Source organism: Derxia gummosa DSM 723 (assembly GCF_000482785.1).
In the GTDB taxonomy this organism is placed as follows: domain Bacteria; phylum Pseudomonadota; class Gammaproteobacteria; order Burkholderiales; family Burkholderiaceae_E; genus Derxia; species Derxia gummosa.
In genome coordinates this window covers 805,708-829,475 of the sequence record NZ_AXWS01000008.1, presented here as the reverse complement: position 1 = coordinate 829,475, position 23,768 = coordinate 805,708, and the positions used below count along the sequence as shown (strand labels likewise).

General features: G+C 69.7%; 19 protein-coding genes. 9 read left to right on the top strand and 10 right to left on the bottom strand.

Going from position 1 to position 23,768, the window contains the following annotated elements:
- Nucleotides 1-6: 6 nt before the first annotated feature.
- The 3 genes from H566_RS0109785 to H566_RS0109775 are packed head-to-tail and all read right to left on the bottom strand — an operon-like array spanning nt 7 to nt 4,087.
- Nucleotides 7-1,902: a branched-chain amino acid ABC transporter ATP-binding protein/permease gene (locus H566_RS0109785; RefSeq protein WP_034411024.1), complete on the bottom strand. Its 1,896-nt coding sequence runs from the start codon at nt 1,900-1,902 to the stop codon at nt 7-9.
- 1 nt (nt 1,903) lies between these two features.
- The gene (locus H566_RS0109780; RefSeq protein ID WP_028311306.1) at nt 1,904-2,941 is read right to left on the bottom strand and encodes a branched-chain amino acid ABC transporter permease; all 1,038 of its coding nucleotides are present in this window, start codon (nt 2,939-2,941) and stop codon (nt 1,904-1,906) included.
- Nucleotides 2,942-2,944: 3 nt separating this feature from the next.
- Nucleotides 2,945-4,087, bottom strand: coding sequence for an ABC transporter substrate-binding protein (locus tag H566_RS0109775; RefSeq protein WP_028311305.1), 1,143 nt, complete (start codon nt 4,085-4,087; stop codon nt 2,945-2,947).
- Between the two features lie 334 nt (nt 4,088-4,421).
- Here H566_RS0109775 and H566_RS0109770 point away from each other — a divergent pair, with 334 nt between their 5' ends.
- On the top strand, nt 4,422-6,134 hold the full coding sequence (locus tag H566_RS0109770) for a tannase/feruloyl esterase family alpha/beta hydrolase (RefSeq protein WP_028311304.1): 1,713 nt from the start codon (nt 4,422-4,424) through the stop codon (nt 6,132-6,134).
- Nucleotides 6,135-6,722: 588 nt separating this feature from the next.
- On the opposite strand, the gene H566_RS0109765 is transcribed toward H566_RS0109770, so the two are convergent.
- Entirely contained in the window at nt 6,723-7,217 is a 495-nt protein-coding gene (locus H566_RS0109765; protein ID WP_028311303.1) for a MarR family winged helix-turn-helix transcriptional regulator, read from the bottom strand.
- Nucleotides 7,218-7,503: 286 nt separating this feature from the next.
- Between H566_RS0109765 and H566_RS0109760 the strand changes: the two genes are divergently transcribed.
- Together H566_RS0109760 and H566_RS0109755 are read left to right on the top strand one after the other, a co-directional pair.
- Entirely contained in the window at nt 7,504-8,559 is a 1,056-nt protein-coding gene (locus H566_RS0109760) for an aromatic ring-hydroxylating dioxygenase subunit alpha (protein ID WP_028311302.1), read from the top strand.
- 68 nt (nt 8,560-8,627) lie between these two features.
- Complete coding sequence (locus H566_RS0109755) at nt 8,628-9,689, top strand: PDR/VanB family oxidoreductase (RefSeq protein ID WP_051378468.1); 1,062 nt, start codon at nt 8,628-8,630, stop codon at nt 9,687-9,689.
- Between the two features lie 70 nt (nt 9,690-9,759).
- On the opposite strand, the gene H566_RS0109750 is transcribed toward H566_RS0109755, so the two are convergent.
- Nucleotides 9,760-10,125, bottom strand: a complete 366-nt coding sequence (locus H566_RS0109750) for a nucleotide pyrophosphohydrolase (RefSeq protein WP_028311300.1) — start codon at nt 10,123-10,125, stop codon at nt 9,760-9,762.
- A gap of 111 nt (nt 10,126-10,236) precedes the next feature.
- On the opposite strand from H566_RS0109750, the gene speB reads away from it, so the two are divergent.
- The 4 genes from speB to H566_RS0109730 all read left to right on the top strand — a co-directional run bounded on the left by speB (nt 10,237) and on the right by H566_RS0109730 (nt 13,121).
- The gene (gene speB / locus H566_RS0109745) at nt 10,237-11,181 is read left to right on the top strand and encodes an agmatinase (protein ID WP_028311299.1); all 945 of its coding nucleotides are present in this window, start codon (nt 10,237-10,239) and stop codon (nt 11,179-11,181) included.
- A gap of 118 nt (nt 11,182-11,299) precedes the next feature.
- Nucleotides 11,300-11,560 carry a ParD-like family protein gene (locus H566_RS24105; protein WP_051378466.1) on the top strand — a complete coding sequence of 87 codons (261 nt, stop codon included), beginning with the start codon at nt 11,300-11,302 and terminating at the stop codon, nt 11,558-11,560.
- The gene (gene map, locus H566_RS24100) at nt 11,557-12,414 is read left to right on the top strand and encodes a type I methionyl aminopeptidase (protein ID WP_051378464.1); all 858 of its coding nucleotides are present in this window, start codon (nt 11,557-11,559) and stop codon (nt 12,412-12,414) included. The genes H566_RS24105 and map overlap by 4 nt, the downstream gene beginning before the upstream one ends.
- The gene (locus H566_RS0109730; protein WP_084544927.1) at nt 12,411-13,121 is read left to right on the top strand and encodes a nucleoside/nucleotide kinase family protein; all 711 of its coding nucleotides are present in this window, start codon (nt 12,411-12,413) and stop codon (nt 13,119-13,121) included. Before map ends, H566_RS0109730 begins: the two co-directional genes overlap by 4 nt.
- Nucleotides 13,122-13,208: 87 nt before the next feature.
- On the opposite strand, the gene H566_RS0109725 is transcribed toward H566_RS0109730, so the two are convergent.
- The 4 genes from H566_RS0109725 to H566_RS0109710 form a co-directional block, all read right to left on the bottom strand.
- Nucleotides 13,209-15,038, bottom strand: a complete 1,830-nt coding sequence (locus H566_RS0109725; RefSeq protein WP_028311297.1) for an acyl-CoA dehydrogenase family protein — start codon at nt 15,036-15,038, stop codon at nt 13,209-13,211.
- Nucleotides 15,039-15,145: 107 nt separating this feature from the next.
- Nucleotides 15,146-15,910, bottom strand: a complete 765-nt coding sequence (locus H566_RS0109720; RefSeq protein WP_028311296.1) for an SDR family NAD(P)-dependent oxidoreductase — start codon at nt 15,908-15,910, stop codon at nt 15,146-15,148.
- Between the two features lie 13 nt (nt 15,911-15,923).
- Entirely contained in the window at nt 15,924-17,804 is a 1,881-nt protein-coding gene (locus H566_RS0109715) for a feruloyl-CoA synthase (protein ID WP_034411023.1), read from the bottom strand.
- Nucleotides 17,801-18,610: a crotonase/enoyl-CoA hydratase family protein gene (locus tag H566_RS0109710; protein ID WP_084544926.1), complete on the bottom strand. Its 810-nt coding sequence runs from the start codon at nt 18,608-18,610 to the stop codon at nt 17,801-17,803. The genes H566_RS0109715 and H566_RS0109710 overlap by 4 nt, the downstream gene beginning before the upstream one ends.
- A 270-nt stretch (nt 18,611-18,880) precedes the next feature.
- On the opposite strand from H566_RS0109710, the gene H566_RS0109705 reads away from it, so the two are divergent.
- Nucleotides 18,881-19,762, top strand: a complete 882-nt coding sequence (locus H566_RS0109705) for an amidohydrolase family protein (protein ID WP_028311293.1) — start codon at nt 18,881-18,883, stop codon at nt 19,760-19,762.
- A gap of 136 nt (nt 19,763-19,898) precedes the next feature.
- Nucleotides 19,899-21,278, top strand: coding sequence for an FGGY-family carbohydrate kinase (locus tag H566_RS24095; RefSeq protein ID WP_245591319.1), 1,380 nt, complete (start codon nt 19,899-19,901; stop codon nt 21,276-21,278).
- A 52-nt stretch (nt 21,279-21,330) separates the two neighbouring features.
- On the opposite strand, the gene ppsA is transcribed toward H566_RS24095, so the two are convergent.
- Nucleotides 21,331-23,760, bottom strand: coding sequence for a phosphoenolpyruvate synthase (gene ppsA, locus H566_RS24090; protein WP_084544925.1), 2,430 nt, complete (start codon nt 23,758-23,760; stop codon nt 21,331-21,333).
- Nucleotides 23,761-23,768 lie beyond the last annotated feature (8 nt).

The window sequence follows — 23,768 nt, the reverse complement described above, 5'->3', positions numbered from 1 at the left end:
CGCTCCTCAATGCTCGGTGCCGAGATAGGCGGCGCGCACCGCCGGGCTGTTGCGCACTTCCTCGGGCGTGCCTTCGATCAGCTTGGTGCCGAACTCCATCACCACGATGCGGTCGGTCAGGCCCATCACGAAGTCCATGTCGTGCTCCACCAGCAGCAGGCTCATGCCCTCGGCGCGCAACTGCCGCAGCACCTCCACGAGGGCGAGCTTCTCCTGGTGGCGCAGGCCGGCGGCGGGTTCGTCGAGCAGCAGCAGCGCCGGGTCGAGGCAGAGCGCGCGGGCGATCTCCATGAGCCGCTGCGGCCCGAGCGCGAGATTGCCGGCCTGCTCGTGCATGAGATGGCCCATGCCGATGCGCAGCAGCTGGCGCTCGGCCTCGCGCAGCAGGCGGCGCTCGTCGGCGCGGTCGAGGCCGAGGATGGCGCGCGCGATGCCCGAGCCGCCGCGCAGATGGGCGCCAAGCGCGACGTTCTCCAGCACCGTCATTTCCGGAACCATCTTCACGTGCTGGAAGCTGCGCGCGATGCCGAGCGCCGCGATCTCGCGCGACTTCGCCTTCTCGATGCGCCGGCCCATGAAGGTGACTTCGCCCGAGGTGGCGGGCAGCACGCCCGTCAGCAGGTTGAAGGTGGTGGACTTGCCCGCGCCGTTCGGCCCGATGAGGCCGACGATCTCGCCGTGGCCGATGCTGAAGCCCACGTCCTTCACCGCGACCAGCCCGCCGAACTGCTTGCGCAGGTCCTTGGCGGCGAGCAGCGGCGCGCGGTCGGCGGGCGCGTCGGTCTGACCGAGCGCGCCATGCAGCGCGATTTCCGCATCCACCTTGCCAGCGCTTGCAGGCTCCGGCCGCGCACGCGGCGCCAGCGCCTCGGCCTCGCCCCAGTCGCGCACGCGCTGCGGTGCCGGCCAGCGCCTTTCCACCCAGTGCCAGATGCCCCTGGGCGCGAAGCGCAGCGTGGCGATCAGCACCGCGCCGAACACGATGATCTCGAAGCTGCCCGACGTGCCCAGTAGTTGCGGCAGCCAGACCTGGAGCCGGTCTTCGAGCAGCTTGACCGCCGCCGCGCCCGCGAAGGCGCCCCACACCTGCCCGGCCCCGCCCAGCACCGCCATGAACAGGTACTGGATGCCCATGTGCATGCCGAAGGGCGACGGATTGATCGCGCGCTGGAAGTGCGCAAACAGCCAGCCCGACACGGCCGCCAGCAGCGCCGACAGCACGAAAATCGCCACCTTGTAGCGGAAGGTGGAAATGCCCATCGCCTCGGGCATCGTCGTGCCGCAGCGCAGGGCGCGGATCGCGCGGCCGGGGCGCGAATCGAGCAGCCGCGTCACGCCGAAGGCCGCCGCCAGCGCCACCGCCCAGATCACCCAGAACAGGCTGCGGTTGTCGCGCAGCTCCAGGCCGAACACGCTCAGCGCCGGGATCGCGACGATGCCGTCGTACTTGCCCAGGCCGTCGAGGTTGCCCATCAGGTAGTACAGCGCCAGCCCCCAGCAGATGGTGGCGAGCGGCAGGTAATGGCCCGACATGCGCAGAGTGAGGAAGGCCAGCAGCAGCGCCACCGCGCCCGCCACCGCCAGGCTCGCGAACAGCGTGATCCACGGCGACAGCGCGAACTGCGTCGTCAGCACCGCCGTCGTGTAGGCGCCGAGGCCCACGAAGGCCGCCTGCCCGAAGGACGTCAGCCCGCCCACGCCCGTGAGCAGCACCACGCCGAGCACGGCGATCGCGTACAGGCCGATGTAGTCGAGCTGGGTGATCCAGAACTCGGGCACCGGCAGCACCGGCAGCGCGAGCACGACCGCCGCGAGCAGCGCCGGCGCCGCGCGCCGCAACGAGAGGCCGCCGCGCGCGGCCACCGGGGCCGGGAGCTTGGCGGCGGATTGGGCCGGGGTCATCTCAGTGTTCCTCATGGTCCGGATGGCGCAGCGAGCGCCAGAGCAGCACGGGCAGGATCGAGGTGAAGACGATCACCTCCTTGAAGGCGCTGGCCTGGAAGGCGCCGAAGCTCTCGACCATGCCGAGCAGCACCGCGCCCAGCGCCGCGAGCGGATAGCTGTGCAGCCCCGCGAACACCGCCGCGACGAAGCCCTTCAGGCCGATCAGGAAGCCGCTGTCGTAGAAGATCGTCGTGGTCGGCCCGACCAGCAGGCCCGACAGCGCGCCGATGAAGGCCGCGAGCAGGAAGGCGCTGCGCCCGGCCGTCTCGGTCGAGATGCCGACGATGCGCGCGCCCAGCCGGTTGACGGCCGTGGCGTTCAGCGCCTTGCCGTAGAGGCTGCGCTCGAAGAACAGCCACAGCATCGCGATCAGCGCCACCGAGGCCAGCAGCATGATCACCGTCTGCCCGCTCAGCGACAGCGCGCCGAGCGAGAAGCGTTCGTCCCAGAAGCTCGGGTTGCGATAACCCTCGGCGCCGAAGAACACCAGCCCCAGCCCGGTCAGCACGAAATGCACGCCGACCGACACGATCAGCAGCACCAGCACGCTCGCGTCGGCCAGCGGCCGGAAGGCGATGCGCCACACCATGCCGCCCAGCGGCGTGACCAGCCCGAGCGTGAGCAGCGCCTGCACCCACAGCGGCGGCAGCTTGGGCGCGGCCCATACCGACAGCATCGAGATGATGACCGGCCAGCCCGCGACCGAGCGCACATGGCGCAGCACCGCGAAGAAGTCCTGCCCGCGCCGGAACAGCGCGACGCTCTCGGTCAGGCATGCAAACGCTGTCAGCGCCAGCAGCAGCCACACCGTGCCCGGCGTCTGGCCGAGCTGGAACATGCCGAGCGTGAGCGCGCCGTAGGCGACGTATTCGCCCTGGGGAATGAAGAGCACGCGCGTGACCGAGAACAGCAGCACGGTCGCGATCGCCAGCAGCGCATAGACGGCGCCGTTGGTGACGCCGTCGAGCGCGAGGATGCCCGCGATGGAGGCGTCCATGCCTCAGTTCTCCAGCTTCCAGTCGCCGTTGACGACCTTGAGGATGACGCCGGTCTCGGGCGTGAAGCCCCAGTGGTCCTTGGCCGAGTAGTCGAGCACGCCTTGCGACACCGCGATCGGGCCGGCGGCTTCGAGCGCGTCCTTGAGCGCGGCGCGGAATTCCTTGGTGCCCGGCTTCGCCTTCTTGAGCGCGACCGGCACGATGGTTTCGAGCACGAGGCGGATGTCGTAGGCGTGGGCGCCGAACTGGTTGCGCGAGCCGGCGCCGTAGGCCTTCTCGTAGTCGGCGACGAATTGCAGCGCCGGCTTCTTCGACGGATTGCTGTCGGGCAGCTGTTCGGCGACGGTGGCCGGTCCGCTCACCACGTAGGCGCCCTCCACGTCCTTGCCGCCGACGCGCATCAGGTCGCGCGAGGCGGCCGAGTGGGTCTGATAGATCTTGCCCTTGTAGCCGCGCTCGACGATCGCGCGGTGCGGCATCGCGGCGCCGCTGCCCGAGGCGACGACGAGCATCGCGTCGGGGCTGGCCGACACGAGCTTGAGCGCCTGCGCGGTCACGCTGGTGTCGGAGCGCTGGAAGCGTTCGGTGGCCACGAGCTTGATGCCGGCGGCCGTCGCCTTGGCGGTGAAGTCCTTGAGCCAGGCTTCGCCGTAGGCATCGCCATAGCCGAGGAAGCCGACGGTCTTCACGCCGAGCTTCTTCATGTGCTCGACCATCGCGTGCGCCATCACGGCCGTGCTGTGCGCGATGCGGTAGGTGTAGGCGTCGCGGCCGTCCGGGACGATGGCGGGCGACACGGCGATCTGGAGCGTCTGGCCTTCGGCGGCGACGTCGGTCATCGCGACGGCCACGGGCGTCGCGGCCGAGCCGACGATCACGTCCACCTTGTCCTCGGTGATGAAGCGGCGCGCGTTCTTGATGCCGGCGGTCGGATCGGTCGCGTCGTCGAGGACGATGACGTTGAGCTTCTCGCCCGCGATGGACTGCGGCCAGAGCGCGATGCCGTTCTTGACCGGAATGCCCAGGCCCGAGGCCGGGCCGGTGAGCGGCAGCGTCACGCCGATGGTGATGTCGGCATGCGCGGCGCCGGCGGCGAGGGCGCAGGCGAGCGCGGTGAGAACCGCGAGCTTGCGGGGCTGGGTCATGTCTTCCTCCAACGTGGGCTTGTGGTCGGGCACGGCTCTTTCGGCTGCGCCTCATTGCTTATCACTTTTAAGCAAAAAGCTTTTTCGCTCAGTTGGTGTTTTCCCTCAGACGCATGTTGCGTTGCGGCGTGCGGTGGCGTATCTGCCTAGGGGAAACCGGCTTTGTGCGCTCATCGGCCGATGCACGCCGCCGAGGCCCCTCGGCTAGGGGTAAGCACCAGTCCTTATGACTCGATTTATTTATTTCTCAAAAATAATAATCCGGCCCCACACAGGTCCGGCGTGGCGCGCCGCATCCGTCGGCAGACGACCGGACCGGGAGGAGACGCACAGGATGAAGACCCATTTCGCAATCCCCGTCGCGCTCGCAGGCGTGCTCGGGCTGGCCGGCTGCGGCAGCGACGACAGCAGCGACGCCGCGTCGGTTACGAAGCTCGCCTGCGGCGAGATCACCACGGCGGCGCTCGGCATCACCGGCCTGACCGTCACCGCCACCGAGACGGTCGCGGCGGGCACGGTGACGCCGAGCGGCGCCGACAGCGCCCTGCCCCAGCACTGCCGCGTGACCGGCAGCATCGATCCGCACACCAGCCCGGTGGACGGCAAGGCCTATGCGATCGGCTTCGAACTGCGCCTGCCCACCGACTGGAACGGCCGCTTCATGTTCCAGGGCGGCGGCGGCACCGACGGCGTGGTGAACCCCGCCTACGGCAACATCCTCGGCGGCGGCCCGACCACGAACGCGCTCACGCGCGGCTTCGCGGTCGCGAGCACCGACGGCGGCCACACCACCGAGAGCGCGCCGATCGTCGGCGGCTCGCTGTTCGGCCTCGACCCGCAGGCGCGCGTCGATTACGGCTACAACGCGGTCGGCCGCACGACCGAGATCGCCAAGGCGGTGATCCGACGCTTCTACGGCGCGGACGCCGGGCACAGCTACTTCCTCGGCTGCTCGAACGGCGGGCGCCAGGCGCTCGTGGCCGCCACGCGCTTCGCCGACCGCTTCGACGGCATCGTCGCGGGCAATCCGGGCTTCAACCTGCCGAAGGCGGCGGTGCAGCACGCTTGGGACGTGCAGGCCTTCTCGTCGGTGGCGCCGCTCGACACCGACGGCAAGCCGATCATTGCAAGCGCTTTCAGCAATGACGACCTCAACCTCGTCGCCGCGAAGATCGTCGAGAAGTGCGACGCGCTCGACGGCCTGGCCGACGGCATGGTCAACCGCTTCGAGAGCTGCAAGGGCGTGTTCGACCCGGCCGAACTCGCCTGCGCCGGCGACAAGACCGCGACCTGCCTGTCGCGCGAGCAGGTCGTGGTGCTGAACAAGGTGTTCGACGGGCCGCGCGACGGCAGCGGCAAGCAGCTCTATTCCGACTGGCCGTGGGACGCCGGCATCGGCGCGGGCGGCTGGCGCGTGTGGAAGCTCGGCAGCTCGACCACCTCGGTGCCCAACGCGATCATCGCCACGCTCGGCGGCGGCTCGCTGCCCTATGTGTTCACGACGCCGCCCACGCGCGTGACCGGCGACGGCACCAACGTCGTGGACTACCTGCGCGGCTTCAGCTTCGACATCGACGCGCCCAAGATCTACGCGACCGACCTGACCTACACGACCGCCGCGATGACCTTCATGACCCCGCCCAACCCGAGCGACCTGTCGAAGTTCAAGGGCCACGGCGGCAAGCTGATCGTCTATCACGGCGGCAGCGACCCGGTGTTCTCGTACAACGACACGCGCAACTGGTACGCGGCGCTCGCGGCGGCCAACAGCGGCGACGCCAGCGGCTTCGCGCGGCTGTTCGCGGTGCCGGGCATGAACCATTGCTCGGGCGGCCCGGCGACCGACAAGTTCGACATGCTCGCGGCCATCGTGGACTGGGTGGAAGGCGGCAAGGCGCCGGACAGCATCGCGGCGTCGGCGCGCGCGGCGAACACGGCCGCTGCGGCCTTCCCCACGCGGACGCGGCCGTTGTGCGCGTGGCCGAAGGTGGCGGTCTACAAGGGCAGCGGGGATGTGGAGGCGGCGGCGAGCTTCAGCTGCCAGTGAAAACGGCCCGGCCCGGCGCGGGGTGGTGGCGGGAAGCCGCGCCCCGAGCCTGCGGCCGCCGCTGGACGCGGCGGCTGCCCTTCGCTCCTTCGGTAGCCCGACGGCCCGGGCTGCCGACTCGGTCTGCTGCGCAGACCTCAAACAGGCAGCCCTGAGCCGCTTCGCGGCTCGTCGTCGTCTACCTCGTCGCTCGGCGCTGGCAAGGGGCGCGGCTTCCCGCCACCACCCCGCGCCGGGCCTTGTGCCTTGCTGAGGTTGATGGGACCGCTGTGCGGTCCCGGGCTGTGGTTGAGCTGGTCGCATCTTTCGGAGGCAAGCACCGACTCAACACCAGCCGGACTGCGGCCTGTCCAGGCGCGGGGCGGGGATGAGGGTGGGCGGGGTGTCTGGAGCGCCGAGCGAACGAGGTAGACGGCGGCAAACGGCCGCAGGCCGTTTAGGCAATCCTGTTTGAAGCCCGGCATCGCCGGGCTGAGTTGGATTGCCGGGCCGTCGGGCTACCGAAGGCAGCGAGGGAAGCCTTGTGCGCAGCGCAAGGCCGCTCCAGTCGCCCCGCCCACCCTCATCCCCGCTCCGCGCCCCCTCACTTCACGATCCGGCAGCCGGATCCACCACCGCACGCCGCAGCGGCGCCCGACTCTGCTCGTTGTTCAGATGCACGAACTTCCGCAGCAGCCGCATGAAGTCCTGCTGCTCCTGCGCCTCGAAACCCTCGAACAGCCGCGCCTGCAACTCATGCACTCCGGGCACCAGCCGGGCCAGCATTTCCTCGCCGGCCGGCGTCAGCACCAGCCGGCGCTGACGGCGCGGCAGCAGCTCGCGCACGATCCAGCCCTTCGCTTCCAGCCGCACCGCGATCTCGGCGGCAGTGGAGGTATCGAGCGCCACCTCCTGCGCGAGCGTCACCTGATCGATGCCGGGCCGCTCCTGGAGCATGCGAAGGATCGCGTACTGCACCGGCGTCACGTCGCGGCCGAGCGCGTCATGGAAGATCGACACCGCGATCTGCTGCGCGCGGCGGATGAGATGGCCGGGCTGATCGTAGAGGTCGATGTCGAGCGAATCGTCTTGCGGAGCGGGCATGGCGGCGGGCGGTCGGGTGCGTGGGCGATGCGGTGGATTCTGCCTTGCGGCGTTCTGCCTTGCGGCGAGCTGTCATCGCGCGAGTGAACGGCAGGTCCGACCAGCCGAGGACCGCGCAGCGGTCCCATCAACCTCCGCAAGGCACAAGGCCCGCCACCACCCCGCGCCGGGCCGCACCCCCACATAAGCTGCATTCCACGTGCGACTTCGGGTAATCACCAAGCGCCTCCGTCGGACATCCAGATTCATCATTCCGTACACGGAATGACTAACGGAGGAGACACCGATGTTCCCGAAAAACGCCTGGTACGTGGCCGCCCTGCCCGACGAGATTCCCGCCGACAAGCCCCTCGGCCGCACCATCTGCGACGAGCGCATCGCCTTCTTCCGCGACGCCGACGGACGCGTCGCGGCGGTGGAGGACTTCTGCCCGCATCGCGGCGCGCCGATGTCGCTCGGCAAGGTCTGCGGCGGCCGGCTGCAATGCGGCTATCACGGCCTGGAGATGGACCGCGACGGCAAGACCGTGGCGATGCCGGCCCAGCGCGTGCGCGGTTTCCCCGCCGTGCGGCGCTACGCGGTGGAAGAGCGCCACGGCTTCATCTGGCTCTGGCCCGGCGACGCCGCGCTCGCCACGCCCGACACCATTCCCGACCTCGCCTGGGCGCGCCAGTCCGACTGGGCCTTCGGCGGCGGCGTGTTCCACGTCAAGTGCGATTACCGGCTCATGATCGACAACCTCATGGACCTCACGCACGAGACCTACGTCCACTCCACGAGCATCGGCCAGAAGGAGATCGACGAGGCGCCGCCGGTCACGCGCGTGGACGGCGACCGCGTCGTGACCGAGCGCGAGATGCATGGCGTGATGCCGCCGCCGTTCTGGCAGGCCGGTCTGCGCGCCAACGGCCTGCCCGACGACCAGCCGGTGGACCGCTGGCAGAAATGCCGCTTCGTAGCGCCGAGCAACGTGCTGATCGACGTGGGCGTCGCGCTCGCCGGCAAGGGCGGTTTCGACGCGCCGGCCGAACTGAAGGCGAACGGCATCGTGGTGGACTTCATCACGCCCGAGACGGCGACGACGCACTGGTACTTCTGGGGCCTCGCGCGCCACTTCAAGGCCGACGACGCCGCCCTCACCGCCGCGACGCGCGAGCGCCAGGGCCAGATCTTTTCCGAGGACATGGAAATGCTCGAGCGCCAGCAGCTCAACCTGAGCGCGCATCCGCAACGCGCGCTGCTCAAGCTCAACATCGACGCGGGCGGCGTGCAGGCGCGCAAGATCATCGAGCGGCTGTGCGCCGAGGAAGCGGCGGGCGTGGCAACGAAGGAGGTCGCGTGAACGCGCCGGCCCCCGCCGCCGTCACGGGCGAGCCGGCCCCGGCGGACATGCCGCGCCCGTGTGCCGACATGAAAGCGCTTGCAAGCCCCGGCCGTGACCTGACCTTCGCGGTGCGCGTCGCGCGCATCCGCGACGAGGCGGCCGGCATCCGCAGCTACGAGCTGGTCGCGCCCGACGGCGCCGCCCTCCCCGGCTTCGAGGCCGGCGCGCACATAGACGTGCATCTGCCGGGCGGTCTGGTGCGGCAGTACTCGCTGTGCAACCCGCCCGGCGAAACGCATCGCTACCTGATCGGCGTGCTGCGCGATCCGGCCTCGCGCGGCGGCTCGCGCGCGCTGCATGACGAGGTGAGCGAGGGCATGACGCTCACCGTGGGCGCACCGCGCAACCTGTTCCCGCTCGTGCCGCAGGCGCAGCGCAGCCTGCTCGTCGCGGGCGGCATCGGCATCACGCCGATGCTCGCGATGGCCGAGACGCTCGCGGCGCGCGGCGCGGATTTCGCGCTGCATTACTGCGGCCGTTCGCGCGAGCGCATGGCCTTCCTCGACCGGCTGGCCGAACCGCGCTTCGCGGGGCGGGTCGCGCTGCATGTCGATGACGGCGAGGCGGCGCAGAAGCTCGATCTGGCGGCGCTGTTGGCAGGTTCGGCCACGGAGCGTGGCGCGACCGAGGCTGGCGCGCATGCCTTGGTCGCGGCTGACGGTGGCGCAGCTCCGGCCCCCGACGCTGGCGCCCACCTCTACGTCTGCGGCCCGGCGGGCTTCATCGAGGCGGTGCTCGGCGCGGCGCGCGCGGCGGGCTGGCCGGAGTCGCGGCTGCATTGCGAGTTCTTCGCGGCCGAGGTCGCGCCCCATGCCGGCGACCGCGCCTTCGAGGTGGTGCTGGCGTCGAGCGGCCGCGTCGTGACCGTGCCGGCCGACCGCACCGTCGCCCAGGCGCTCGCCGAGGCGGGCGTGGACGTGATGCTGTCCTGCGAACAGGGCGTGTGCGGCACCTGCCTCACGCGTGTGCTCGCGGGCGAGGTCGATCACCGCGACCAGTACCTCACGCCCGAGGAACAGGCCGCCAACGCCGAGTTCACGCCCTGCTGCTCGCGCGCGAAATCGGCGCGGCTGGTGATCGATCTCTAGGGCGGTCGGCCGACGCGGCGCGGCATCGGCAAAGGCGTCGCGCTCGTACCCACCGGACTCCGGCGTCGTGTCAAAGCTCGTCGTACTTGCGATTGCTGCCGCGCGCGAGTTCGACCGGGTACTTGAGCGCGTTGGCCGCGAGCTTGTCGCGCACGGCCGCGTCGAGGTCCACGCCGAGCCGGTCGGCCAGGCGCACGAGATAGCAGAGCACGTCGGCCATCTCGTCGCGCACGGCGCGGGCGGTGCGCGGATCGCGCCCGGCTTCATGCGACTCCGCCTCGGTCATCCACTGGAAGATTTCCACCAGCTCGCCGGTTTCGCCCGCGAGCGCCATCGCGAGGTTCTTGGGCGAATGGAACTGCGCCCAGTCGCGCTCCTCGGCAAAGCGGTCAAGAGCGGCGGCAAGGTCGGTGGCGTCGATGAGGGGCGTGGTCATGGCGGGGTCCGGACGGGAGAAGCGTGCATTGTCGACCCGGCGCCGCGCCCGCTAGGCTCGCCCGCCTCCGCGCGCCAGCCCGGCCCGCCCGCTTCCCCATCCGCCGCCGTCATGAACACGCCCCAGCCGCAGCACCACGCCTTCGCCTACCTCGACCAGAACAGCTTCCTCAAGGCCAGCGGCGGCCCGTCCGCGCCCTACGGCATCGCCGGCCTGACGTGGGACGGCTCCACCACCAACCGCTCGGGCGCCCGCCTCGGCCCGCGCGCCATCCGCCTCGCCAGCCATCAACTCTGCGACGGCATCCATCCGCATTTCGACGTCAGCCCCATCGAGCACCTGCACGACTGCGGCGACCTGCCCCTGCCCAACACCGGCCTCGACGCGATGCGCGCCCGCTTCGCGCAACTGCTGCCCGGCCTGCTCGCCGAGCGCCACATGGTCTGGCTCGGCGGCGACCACTCTGTCACCCTGCCGATCCTGCGCGCGCTCAAGGCCCACCTCGGCCGCCCCGTCGCCGTCATCCATTTCGACGCCCATTGCGACACCTGGGAAGACCACTTCGGCGAGCCGAGCGGCCACGGCACCTGGGTGTACGAAGCCATCAACGAAGGCCTCGTGGTGAAGGAATGCTTCACCCAGATCGGCATCCGCTCCTCCGGCGAGCGCGCCGCGCGCGACTACGTGCAGGACCAGGGCGGACTCATCTTCACCGCCCGCGCGCTGCGCGGCCGCGAGAACGGCGAACAGCTCGCCCCGGTGATGGACGCCATCCGCGAACGGCTGCGCGCCCACGGCAATCCGCCCGTCTATCTCAGCCTCGACATCGACTGCCTCGACCCCGCGTTCGCGCCCGGCACCGGCACGCCCGAGCCGGGCGGCATGACCACCAACCAGGTGCTAACGCTGCTCGAAGACCTCGCCGACCTCGACTTCGTCGGCATGGATTGCGTCGAGGTCGCCCCGCCCTACGACCACGCCGAACTCACCGCCTGCGCGGCCGCGACCTTCGTGTGGACCTATCTCGCGGGGCGGATCGCGGCCGGCGGACGCTGACGGCCTCGACCGCGCGGCGCGGCTTTCTGGCGCCACGCCCATCGCGGCCGGCAGGTCATCCGCCCGGCTCGGCCCTGAATAAACGTATCATCTACAAACCGTATATTCAGGAGCCCCTATGGGCCTGGTGAAGATTTCCGATTCCATGCACGAGAACCTGCGCGTCGCCAGCGGCGCGCTGAGCCGTTCCATCAATTCGCAGGCCGAGCACTGGCTGCGCATCGGCATGCTTTGCGAGCTGAACCCCGACCTGCGCTACAGCGACCTCTGCCGCCTGCTCATCGAGAACGAGGTGGCCGCCGACGCCACCTCCGCCAACGCCGGCAACCCGGCAAGTACCCCAGTCACCACCGTCACCGCCATGAGGGCAAGCGCATGAAGAACGGCCGCATCCCCCTGCGCAGCCCCGGCGAGATCGAGATGGCGCGCCGCGCCGGCAAGCTCGCCGCCGAAGTGCTCCGCATGATCGGCCCGCACGTCAAGGCGGGCATCACCACCGACGAACTCGACCGCATCTGCCACGACTTCATCGTGAACGAGCTGGGCGCCATCTGCGCCAACATCGGCTACCACGGCTATCCCAAGACCATCTGCGCCTCGGTCAACCACGTGGTCTGCCACGGCATCCCGTCGGACAAGAAGCTGAAGAACGGCGACATCGTCAACATCGACGTCGCCCTCATCAAGGACGGCTGGTACGGCGACAGCAGCCGCATGTACTTCGTCGGCGAACCCAGCCCGCTCGCGCGCCGGCTCGTGCGGACGACCTACGAAGCGATGGTGGCCGGCATCCGCGCCGTGCGCCCCGGCGCCTCGCTCGGCGACATCGGCCACGCCATCCAGACCGTCGCCCACCGCGAGAACTTCACCGTCGTGCGCGAGTACTGCGGCCACGGCATCGGCACCACCTACCACGACGAACCGCAGGTGCTGCACTACGGCAAGCGCGGCGAAGGCATCACGCTGGAGCCGGGGATGATCTTCACCATCGAGCCGATGATCAACGCCGGCAAGGCGCCGGTGAAATCGCTCGGCGACGGCTGGACTGTCGTCACCAAGGACCATTCGCTGTCGGCGCAATGGGAGCACATGGTGGTCGTGACCGAGACCGGCTTCGAAGTGCTGACGCCCTGGCCCGAGGGCGTGGGCGACTACCCGGCGATCGAGCCGGCGGCGGCCTCGGCCGCCGTGGCTACGCCGGAAGGCACGACGCCCGCGACGAGCGCGGCATGAACAACGGCGCGCGCGACGAGGTGACGGCGGCAGCGGCTGGCTTGGCCAGCTCGGCTGGTTCGGCTGGCGCGCTGCCGGCCGCGGCCGAGGTGGCCATCGCGCTGCCCGCCGAAGCCATCGCCCGCGTGCGCCGCCTGCTCGACGCCGGTGGCCGGCGCGTGCTCGGCATCGTCGGCGCGCCCGGCAGCGGCAAATCGACGCTCGCGGCGGTGCTGCTGCGAGCGTTTGCGGATGTGGCCGTCGTCGTGCCGATGGACGGCTTCCATCTCGCGAATGTCGAGCTGGCCCGGCTCGGCCGCGCCGGCCGCAAGGGCGCGCCCGACACCTTCGACAGCGCCGGCTATGTCGCGCTGCTGCGCCGCCTGCGCGACCCGCAACCCGGCGAGACGGTGTACGCGCCCGAGTTCCGCCGCGAGATCGAGGAGCCGATCGCCGGCGCCATCCCCGTGCCGCCCGAGACGCGGCTGGTGATCACCGAGGGGAACTATCTGCTGCTCGACCAGGGGCACTGGACGGGCGTGCGGGCGTTGCTGGATGAGGCGTGGTTCGTGGAGGTGGATGGGGATTTGCGGCGGGAACGGCTGGTGGCGCGGCATCAGCGGTTTGGAAGGAGTTATGAGGAGGCGGTGGCTTGGGTGGAAAGCACTGATGAGCCGAATGCGCGGCTCATTGACACGTGCAAGGAGCGGGCAACCTGGACTGTTTGAGACAGCGCTCTTACTGCAAGAGTCAGGTGCCGGCACTGTCTCGGGCACCCATCCGAGGTTTGCAGTGGCTTTTTCCGCCTTGTGACTTCACGCCTTTACCAACCACGGCAACTCCCTTCCACAAGGCCGCACCAGCTCCAACCGCAACCGCAACTCCGGCAACAACCAATCCCTTCCATGCCCGGCAATCACGATCCGCTGGGCATACCACGCATCCCCCGGATGCCTTGCCGCCGCCCGCGCGCTCCGCGCCCAGCCCCAGGCCAGCGCCACCAACCCGAAGGCCTTGAGCACATCGCCCGCCACGGCCGCCGGCCAGCCCGGATCGTCGCGCGCCACCTGCGCCAGTTCCTCCGCCCCGGCGCGGAAGGCCACGATCGCGTCCTCCAGCGCGGTCGCGAACTCGCGCAGCACCGGCGTGCCGAGCGCGTCGCGGTCGCAGGCTTCGGACGCCGCGCGGCAGGCGGCCGCCTCGGCGGCGAACTCGTCCAGCAGCGCGCCGAGGCGCCGGCCTTCGTCGCCGAGCAGCTTGCGCTGCACCAGGTCGAGCGCCTGAATCTCGTTCGTGCCCTCGTAGATCATCGCGATGCGGCTGTCGCGCAGGGTCTGCTCGATGCCGTACTCGTGCACATAGCCGTAGCCGCCCCAGAGCTGGAGCGCGTCGCTCGCGCCGAGAAAGCCGTTCTCGGTCAGCATGGCCTTGAGCAGCGGCGTCATCAGCTCGACATGGCCGAGCGCCTTCTCGCGCTCGGCGGCGTCGGGATGCTGCTCGGCGCGGTCGAGCCATTGCGCGGTGGCATAGGCGAGCACGCGCTGGCCTTCTGCAAGCGCTTGCAGCCGGCTGAGGATGCGGCGCACCGGCGCATGCAGCGCGATCGGGTCGCCGGCGGCGCCACCGCGCTGCGGCGCCACGGTCATGCTCGCGGCGAGACCGTTGGCGGGCGCGGGCCGGGCCTTGCCCTGGGTGCGCTCGTGCACATAGCGCAGCGCGTTCTGCGTGGCGGCCTCCAGATGGCCGAGGCCCTGCATGGCCACATGCAGCCGGGCCGAATTCATCATCACGAACATCGCGTTCAGGCCCCTGCCCGGCTCGCCGATGAGCCAGCCGGTCGCGCCCTCGAAGGCCATGACGCAGGTGGCGCTGCCCTTGATGCCCATCTTCTTCTCGATGCCGTCGCAGCGCAGCGCATTGCGGCTGCCGTCGTCGAGCAGCTTGGGCACGAGCGCGAGTGACAGGCCCTTGCTGCCGGCCGGCGCGTCGGGCAGCCGGCACAGCACGAGGTGGACGATGTTGTCGGTCAGGTCGTGTTCGCCGCCGCTGATGAAGATCTTGTTGCCGCTGATGCGCAGGCTGCCGTCGGCCTGCGGTTCGGCGCGGGTGCGCACCTGGCCGAGGTCGCTGCCGGCCTGGGGTTCGGTGAGGCACATGGTGGCGAGCGTTTCGCCGCTCACGATGCCGGGCAGCCAGCGTTCGCGCAGCGCGGGGCTGGCATGGGCCTTGATGCATTCATAGGCGCCGTGCAGCAGGCCGGGGTACATGGTCCAGCCGTGGTTGCCGGCGGCGAGCATTTCGTTGAGCACGGCGTTGAGCAGCAGCGGCAGGCCCTGGCCGCCGAGGTCGGCGTCGCAGGCGAGCGCGGGCCAGCCGGCGTCAACATAGGCGCGCCAGGCGTCGCGGTAGCCGGCGGGCGTCGTCACCTTGCCGTCGGGCGTCCACTTGCAGCCTTCGAGGTCGGCGGCGCCGTTGATGGGCGCGATCACCTCGCTCACGAACTTGCCGGCCTCGGCGATGACGGCGGCGGCGGTGTCGGCGTCGAAGTCGGCATGGGCGGGCAGGCGCGGCCAGTCGGCGGGCGCGTCGAGCACCTCGTCGATGACGAAGCGCATCGCGCGCAGCGGGGGTTCATAGCTCCACATGAGGGTCTCCCTGCGAGGCCGGGCCTCGTGCTTGGCGCGGCGGTTGCTGCCGCCGTCGGGTGTTGGGTGCGCGCCGGTGGGTCACGGCGCTGGCGCGTCGGCCCGGGTCAGCGCGGCGGCAGCCGCAGCGCGCCGTCGATGCGGATCACCTCGCCGTTGAGCGCGGGGTTCTCGGCGACGTGCGCGGCGAGCGCGGCGAATTCCTCGGGCTTGCCGAGACGCTTGGGGAAGGGAATCGACTCCGCCAGCCCGCGCTGCACGTCCTCGGGCAGCTCGTACAGCAGCGGCGTGAGGAAGAGCCCGGGCGCGAGCGTGAGCACGCGGATTCCGTGCTGGGCGAGGTCACGCGCGAGCGGCAGCGTCATCGCGGCGATGCCGCCCTTCGACGCCGAGTAGGCGGCCTGCCCCACTTGGCCGTCGAAGGCGGCGGCCGAGGCGGTGTTGACGATCACGCCGCGCTCGCCGTCGGCGAGCGGTTCGAGCTTCGCCATCGCGGCGGCGGCGAGCCGCAGCACGTTGTAGCTGCCGAGGAGGTTCACCTCGACGATGCGGCGGAACTGGTCGAGCGGCGCGGCGCTGCCGTCGCGCTGCACCACGCGCTTCGCCCCGCCGATGCCGGCCACGTTCATGAGCACGCGCGCCGGGCCGTGGGCACCGGCGGCGGTGGCGATGGCGGCCTCGACGCTTTCGGGCGAGGTCACGTCGCAGGCGCAGGCGATGCCGCCGATCTCGGCCGCGACCGCGTCGGCGGCCCTGGCGTTGATGTCGAGCACGGCCACCTTCGCGCCGCGCCGGGCGAGTTCGCGCGCGGTGGCGGCGCCCAGGCCCGATCCGCCGCCCGTCACGAGGGCGGCCTGTCCTTGAAGATCCATTTGAAGCTCCGGTTCAGAAGCGCTGCGGCAGCAGCACCCAGGGGTCGGCCGGGCGGCCTTCGTACAGCGCCTCGACCAGCGCGGCGCGGTTCTTGAGCACCGCGCGCTGGTTGATCGAGCCCTTGTCGGTCAGCTCGCCGGCGTCGAGCGACGGCGGCTCGGCCATGAGGTGGGCGCGCGCGACGCGGTTGGCGCTGCCCGTGCCTTCGCGCCAGAGCCGGTCCACCACGTCCTGGAAGAACTCGCGGACCTTGGGGTGATGCAGCACCTCGGGCACCGGCGTGTCGGCCGCGAGGCCGGCGTGCGCGCGGCAGGCAGTGATCTGCGGAAAGATCAGCAGGCCGATGTCGTCGCGGTTCATGCCGGTCACGACCGAGTCCTGCACCAGCGGCGCGCCCACGGCAAGCACCTTGGCGCGCAGTGCGCCGACGCTCACGAAGGTGCCTGTCGAAAGCTTGAAATCCTCGGCGATGCGGCCGTCGAACAGCAGGCCGCGCTTCACGTCGGCCGGGTCCACGAACTGCACCGCGTCGCCGGTCTTGTAGAAGCCTTCTTCGTCGAAGGCCTCGGCGGTCTGCTCGGGCTCGCGCCAGTAGCCGGGCATGACGTTGGGGCCGCGAAAGCGGATCTCGGTCTTGCCATCGACGGGCACGAGCTTCACTTCCACGCCCGGGCAAGGCAGGCCGATGTGGCCGGCCGCCACATCGTTGCGCAGCGCGAAGATCGCCGACGGCGCGGTCTCGGTCATGCCCAGGCCGCTGTACATCGGGATGCGCTCGCCGATCGTCTTCTCGGCCAGGGCGTCGAGCTTGTCCCACACCGCCTGCGCGAGGCCGGCGCCGGCGAAAAAGAAGGCCTTGACGCGCGCGAACAGCCGCTCGCGCAGCTCGTCGTCGCGCTCCATCGCATGGGCGATCTCCTCGAAGCCCTTGGGTACGTTGAAGTACACCGTGGGCGAGATCTCGCGCAGGTTGCGCAACGTCTCGGCGATGCCGCTGGGCGTGGGCTTGCCGCCGTCGATGTAGAGCGTGCCGCCGTTGTAGAGCACGAGGCCGATGTTCTTGTTGCCGCCAAAGGTATGGTTCCAGGGCAGCCAGTCCACGAGTACCGGCGGTTCCTCGGTGAGGAAGGCGAGGCTCTGCGCCACCATCTGCTGGTTCGAGCACAGCATGCGGTGGGTGTTGATGACGCCCTTGGGCGCCTTGGTCGAACCCGAGGTGAACAGGAACTTGGCGATGCTGTCGGGCGTGACGGCGGCATGCGCGGCGGCGCCGCTGTCGCGGTACTCGATGGCGAGCAGCTCGGTGTAGCGCCGGCTCGCGCGGCCGTCGATCGCGCCTTCGCCAAACACGAGATGCACGTCGGCCGGCACGACCGCCTCGATCGCGGCCGTGAACGGCGCCGCCGACGACGCAAACACCAGCCCCGGCGTGAGCTTGCCCAGCACATGGCGCAACTTGCCGAAGTCCTTCGACACCAGCGAGTACGCGGGCGAGATGGCCGCGTACGGAACGCCGGCCCACAGCGCGCCCAGCGCGAGGATCAGATGCTCGATGTCGTTGTCGGACAGAATGGCGATGGGCCGCTCGACGCTCAGGCCCATGTCGATGAAGGCCTGTGCAAGCGCTTTCGCCTGCGCGAGCGCCTCGACGTAGGTGACGCGGCGCCAGTCGCCCGTGGCCTTGTCGCGCTGGGCGACATAGGTGCGGTGCGGCGCGATCTGGGCCCAGAGTTCGAGCCGGTCGGTCACGCGTTCGGGATAGGCGCCGAGCGCCTCGGTCGAGCGCAGCACGACGCTGCCGTCGGCGCGCGTCTCGACGGTGGCATCGACGCAGCCGCCGACGCGGGTGTTGCGCCAGCGTGGCGCGAAGCTCGTGGGATCGATCGCGTTCATTGCTTGCTCACCTTTCCGGCCTTGCCTTCGAGGAAGGCGCGCATGCGCTGCTTGGCGGCATCGTCGCCCTGGGCGATCGCGGCCATCAGCGACTCGACGAACAGGCCCTCGGCCTGGGGCAGCTCGGCGATGCGCGGCAGCGCGTGCATCACCGCGAAGTTGGAGAGCGGCGCGTTGGCCGCGATGCGCTGCGCGAGCGCCTGCGCCTTCGCCAGCCCTTCGCCGTCGGCGACGAGGTATTGCGACAGGCCGATGCGCTCGCCCTCGGCGGCGTCGTACACGCGGCCGGTGAGCATCATGTCGGTCATGCGCGAGAAGCCGATCAGGCGCGGCACGCGGGCCGAGCCGCCGCCGCCCACGAACAGGCCGCGCTGGCCTTCGGGCAGGCCGTAGAAGGTGCTCGCCTCGGCCACGCGGATGTGGCAAGCGCTTGCAAGTTCCAGCCCGCCGCCCACCACCGCGCCGTGCAGCACCGCGATGACCGGCACGCGGCCGAACTGGATCGCGTCGAAGGCCGCATGCCAGCCGCGCGAATGCAGGATGCCCTCGGCGACGCTGCGCTCCGACAGCTCCGACAGGTCGAGCCCGGCGCAGAAATGCTCGCCCTCGCCGTCGATGACCACCGCCCTCACCTCTTCGGGCAGGTTTACGAAAAAGGTGTGGAGCTGGGCGATGAGCCGGTCGTTGATGGCGTTGCGCTTGGCCGGACGGGCCAGCGTGACCGTCGCGACGACGCCGGACACGTCGATGCGCAGCAGGTCCAGGCCGTCGAACAGGGTGGGCGGGGGAAGGTCGGGAGTGAGCATCGGAAGGCTGTCCTGCAATTCGTCGGAGGCCCCATTTTGCTTATTGTTTAAAACTAAAAACAAGCTTTAGAAGGCTAAGTAGTTTCCCTCGGATGAAGCTTTGGCATAGCTTTTCGGGTAATCCCTAGCCTGCGTTGCCTTGGTGTTTTCTCCGTCGTGACAGCGTGTTGCCTGCCGTGCGCCGGGTGGTACCAGCGGGTCGGCGTAGTGCCGAATATTTGTTATTGTGAATAAACAAACGGCGCATCGCCGCCGCCCGAGGAGACCCGCATGCTCAAGCCCGACGAACTCGTCGCGATCGACATCCACACGCACGCCGAGGTGTCGTGCTGGAACCCCTTCGACAACTACGGCGAGGAATTCGACCGCGCGGCCGACAAGTACTTCCGCAGCAGCCGGCGCCCGACCATCGCCGAGACGGTCGAGTACTACCGCGAACGCAAGATCGGCCTCGTGATGTTCACTGTGGATGCCGAGGCGCAGATGGGCCGCCGCCGCATCCCGAACGAGGAGATCGCCGAGGCCGCAAAGAACAATTCGGACACCCTCATCGCCTTCGCGAGCATCGATCCGCACAAGGGCAAGATGGGCGCGCGCGAGGCACGCCGGCTCATCGAGGAGCACGGCGTGCGCGGCTTCAAGTTCCACCCCACGGTGCAGGGCTTTCACCCGTGGGACCGCATGGCCTGGCCGATCTACGAGGTGATCGAGGAATACGGCCTGCCCGCGATCTTCCACAGCGGGCATTCGGGCATCGGCAGCGGCATGCGCTGCGGCGGCGGGCTCAAGCTCGAGTACTCGAATCCGATGCATCTCGACGAGGTCGCGGCCCATTTCGGCAGCATGCAGATCGTGATCGCGCATCCGTCCTGGCCCTGGCAGGACGAGGCGCTGTCGGTGGCGATGCACAAGCCCAACGTCTGGATCGATCTGTCGGGCTGGAGTCCGAAGTACTTCCCGCCCCAACTCGTGCAGTACGCGAACACGCTGCTCAAGGACCGCATGCTGTTCGGCTCCGACTACCCGCTCATCACGCCCGAGCGCTGGATGAAGGATTTCGACGAGGCGGGCTTTCGGCCCGAGGTGAAGCCGCTGATCCTCAAGGACAACGCGGCGCGGCTGCTGGGGCTGGGCGGCAGGGCCGAGGGCTGACGCGGGCGTGACCGGTTGGCACCGCCAGCCGAGGCCGGCACACGCCGTCTACCCCCGCCCCGGCGGAAACCCGAAGCTGATGGCCGGCGCCCTCCCTTTACCCTGATGCCGACTTCCTGCCCGACGGAACCGGCCCTTGATCCACTCCCCCCGCAGCAGCGATGACCGACTCGCCATCGGCATCGACCTCGGCACTTCAGGCGTGCGCGCGGTGGCGATCGACACCGCGCTCGATGTGGTCGCGACGGCGAGCGCGGCGCTGCCGCCTTCGCGCCGGGATGGCGCCGCCGCGACGCAATCGCCCGACGACTGGTGGAACGCGACCTGGGCGGTGCTGGCCGGTCTGTGCGCCGGGCTGGGCCGGCGCGGCGGCCGCGTCGCGGCGATCGCGGTCGATGGCACCTCGGGCAGCCTGCTGCTCACCGACGCGCGGCTGCGCCCGCTCACGCCCGGCCTCATGTACGACGACACGAGCTGCGCCGACGAGGCCGCGCGGGTCGCCGCGATCGTGCCTGAAGATTCGGCGGCGCGCGGGCCGGCATCGCCGCTTGCGCGGTTGCTGCGCTGGCAGGCCACGCCGGGTGCGGCGCATGTGCTGCATCAGGCCGACTGGATCACGGCGCGGCTGCGGGCCGAGGGCGCGACGGATCTGCCCGCCTCGCTTGCCTCCAGCGACGAGAACAACGCGCTCAAGCTCGGCTACGACCCGGTCGCGCGCGACTGGCCCGGCTGGTTCGATGCGCTCGGCGTGCGGCGCGCGCTGCTGCCGGCGGTGCGCCCGCCGGGCAGCGCCATCGGCGCGATCGCCCCCGAACTGGCCATGCACATGGGCCTGTCGCCGGAGGTGCTGATCGCCGCCGGCACGACGGATGGCGTCGCGGCCTTTCTTGCAACTGGCGCCTGCGAGCCGGGCGATGCAGTCAGTTCGCTCGGCAGCACGCTCGTGCTCAAGCTCCTCACCGACCGGCCGGTCAACGCGCCGGCCTTCGGCGTGTATAGCCACCGTCTCGGCGACATGTGGCTCGTGGGCGGCGCATCGAACAGTGGTGGCGCGGCGTTGCTGCGGCATTTCAGCGTCGGGCGGATGCGCGCGCTCGAAGCCCAGCTGCGCCCGGGCCATCCGACCGGCCTCGACTACTACCCGCTCGCCGGCACAGGCGAACGCTTTCCTTTCGCCGACCCCGACCTCGTTTCACGCGACGGGCCGAGGCCGATCAGCGACGCGACGCATTTCCAGGCGCTGCTCGAAGGCATCGCGGCGATCGAGGGGCTCGGCTACCGCCGTCTGGGCGAGCTGGGCGCGATCACGCCGACGCGGGTGTTCTCGGTGGGCGGTGGCGCCGCCAATGCGGCGTGGCAGGACATTCGCGCGCAACACCTGGGCGTGCCGGTGATCCGGTCGCGCCATGCGGATGCGGCCGTCGGCGCGGCCCGGTTGGCGCTGGCCGCATTGCCCCCGCATGAACCAGACGGAAAAGGCGCGGGGAAAGCTCCGACAGTGCCGCCGCACCAATGAAAAAGCCCCGGCATTTCTGCCGGGGCTCTCGTTGGCTCGCTGCGCGGACCGCTTACGCGCCGGTGGCCAGCTTCTGCCAGGTTTCGACGACGGTGTCGGGGTTCAGCGAGATCGACACGATGCCGGCGTCAACCAGCCACTGGGCGAAGTCGGCGTGGTCCGACGGGCCCTGGCCGCAGATGCCGACGTACTTGCCCTTGGCGCGGCAGGCGTCGATCGCACGCTTGAGCATGAACTTGACGGCCGGATCGCGCTCGTCGAAGTCCTTGGCCAGCAGCTCCATGCCGGAGTCGCGGTCGAGGCCGAGCGTGAGCTGGGTCAGGTCGTTCGAGCCGATCGAGAAGCCGTCGAAGTAGTCGAGGAACTGGTCGGCCAGGATGGCGTTGGACGGGACCTCGCACATCATGATCAGGCGCAGGCCGTTCTCGCCGCGCTTGAGGCCGTACTTGGCCAGCAGGCCCTGCACCGCTTCGGCCTGGCCGAGCGTGCGCACGAACGGAACCATGATCTCGACGTTCGTCAGGCCCATCTCGTCGCGCACGCGCTTGAGCGCCTGGCATTCGAGAGCGAAGGCCTCGCCGAAGTCGGCGGCGATGTAGCGCGACGCGCCACGGAAGCCGAGCATGGGGTTTTCTTCGTCCGGCTCGTAGCGCGAACCGCCGATCAGCTTCTTGTACTCGTTCGACTTGAAGTCGGACAGACGCACGATGACGGGCTTCGGATAGAAGGCCGCCGCGATCGTCGCCACGCCTTCGGCGAGCTTGTCCACGTAGAAGGCACGCGGCGAGGCATGGCCACGCGCGACCGACTCGACGGCGGTCTTGAGTTCCGGATCGATGTTCGGGTACTCGAGGATCGCCTTCGGGTGGATGCCGATGTTGTTGTTGATGATGAACTCGAGGCGGGCAAGGCCCACGCCACCGTTCGGGATCGACTGGAAGTCGAACGCGAGCTGCGGATTGCCGACGTTCATCATGATCTTGACCGGTGCCGGCGGCAGTTCGCCACGGCTGACTTCCGAGACTTCGACGTCGAGCAGACCTTCGTAGATCTTGCCTTCGTCGCCCTCGGCGCAGCTCACCGTCACGAGCATGCCGTCCTTGAGCTTGTCGGTCGCATCGGCGCAGCCGACGACGGCCGGCACGCCCAGTTCACGCGCGATGATGGCCGCGTGGCAGGTACGGCCGCCGCGGTTCGTCACGATGGCGCTCGCGCGCTTCATGACGGGTTCCCAGTTGGGGTCGGTCATGTCGGCGACGAGGATGTCGCCCGGCTGCACGCGCTCCATCTCGCTCGGGTCGAGGATGACGCGCACGGGGCCGGTGCCGATCTTCTGGCCGATCGCGCGGCCGGTGCTCAGCACGGCCGAGCTGCCCTTAAGCTTGAACTTCTGCTCGACCTTGCCGGCCGACTGGCTCTTCACCGTCTCCGGGCGGGCCTGGAGGATGTAGATCTTGCCGTCGATGCCGTCCTTGCCCCACTCGATGTCCATCGGGCGGCCGTAGTGCTTCTCGATGATCACGGCGTACTTGGCCAGCTCGATGATGTCGTCATCGGTGATCGAGTACTTGTTGCGCTCCGAGGCCGGCACGTCGATGGTCTTGGTGCGGCCCGGCTCGCCCGGCTGCGTGAACACCATCTTGATCAGCTTGCTGCCGATCGCGCGGCGGATGACCGGGAACTTGCCTTGTTCGAGGATGGGCTTGTGGACATAGAACTCGTCCGGGTTCACCGCGCCCTGCACGACCATTTCGCCGAGACCAAAGCTGGAGGTGATGAACACCACGTCCTTGAAGCCCGACTCGGTGTCGAGCGTGAACATGACGCCCGACGAGGCCATGTCGGAACGGACCATGCGCTGGATGCCCGCCGACAGCGCGACGATGTCGTGCGCGAAGCCCTTGTGCACGCGGTAGGCGATCGCGCGGTCATTGTAGAGCGACGCGAACACTTCCTTGATGGCGACGAGAATGCTGTCGATGCCGATGACGTTAAGGAAGGTTTCCTGCTGGCCGGCGAACGAGGCGTCGGGCAGGTCTTCGGCGGTGGCCGACGAACGCACGGCGAACGACACGCCTTCGGGCGAATCCTTGACCAGCTCGGCGTAGGCCGCGCGGATCTGCGCTTCGAGCTCGGGCTGGAACGGCGCGTCGATGACGAGCTGGCGGATGTCCTTGCCGGCTTCGGCCAGGGCGCGCACGTCTTCGACGTCGAGCGCGGCGAGGCGGTCGTTGATCTTGCCGGTGATGTTGCTGTAGGCGAGGAAGTCGCGGAACGCCTGCGCCGTCGTGGCGAAGCCACCGGGCACGCGTACGCCGGCACCGGCGAGCTGCGAAATCATCTCGCCGAGCGAGGAGTTCTTGCCGCCGACGGTATCGACATCGTGCATGCGCAGATGCTCGAAGCCGACGACAAGTGCCGCGGGAGTCGAGCCGGAAGCCGAATGGCCGCCGGCCGGGACTGCCTGAGCGAGGTTGGACATGGGTTCTC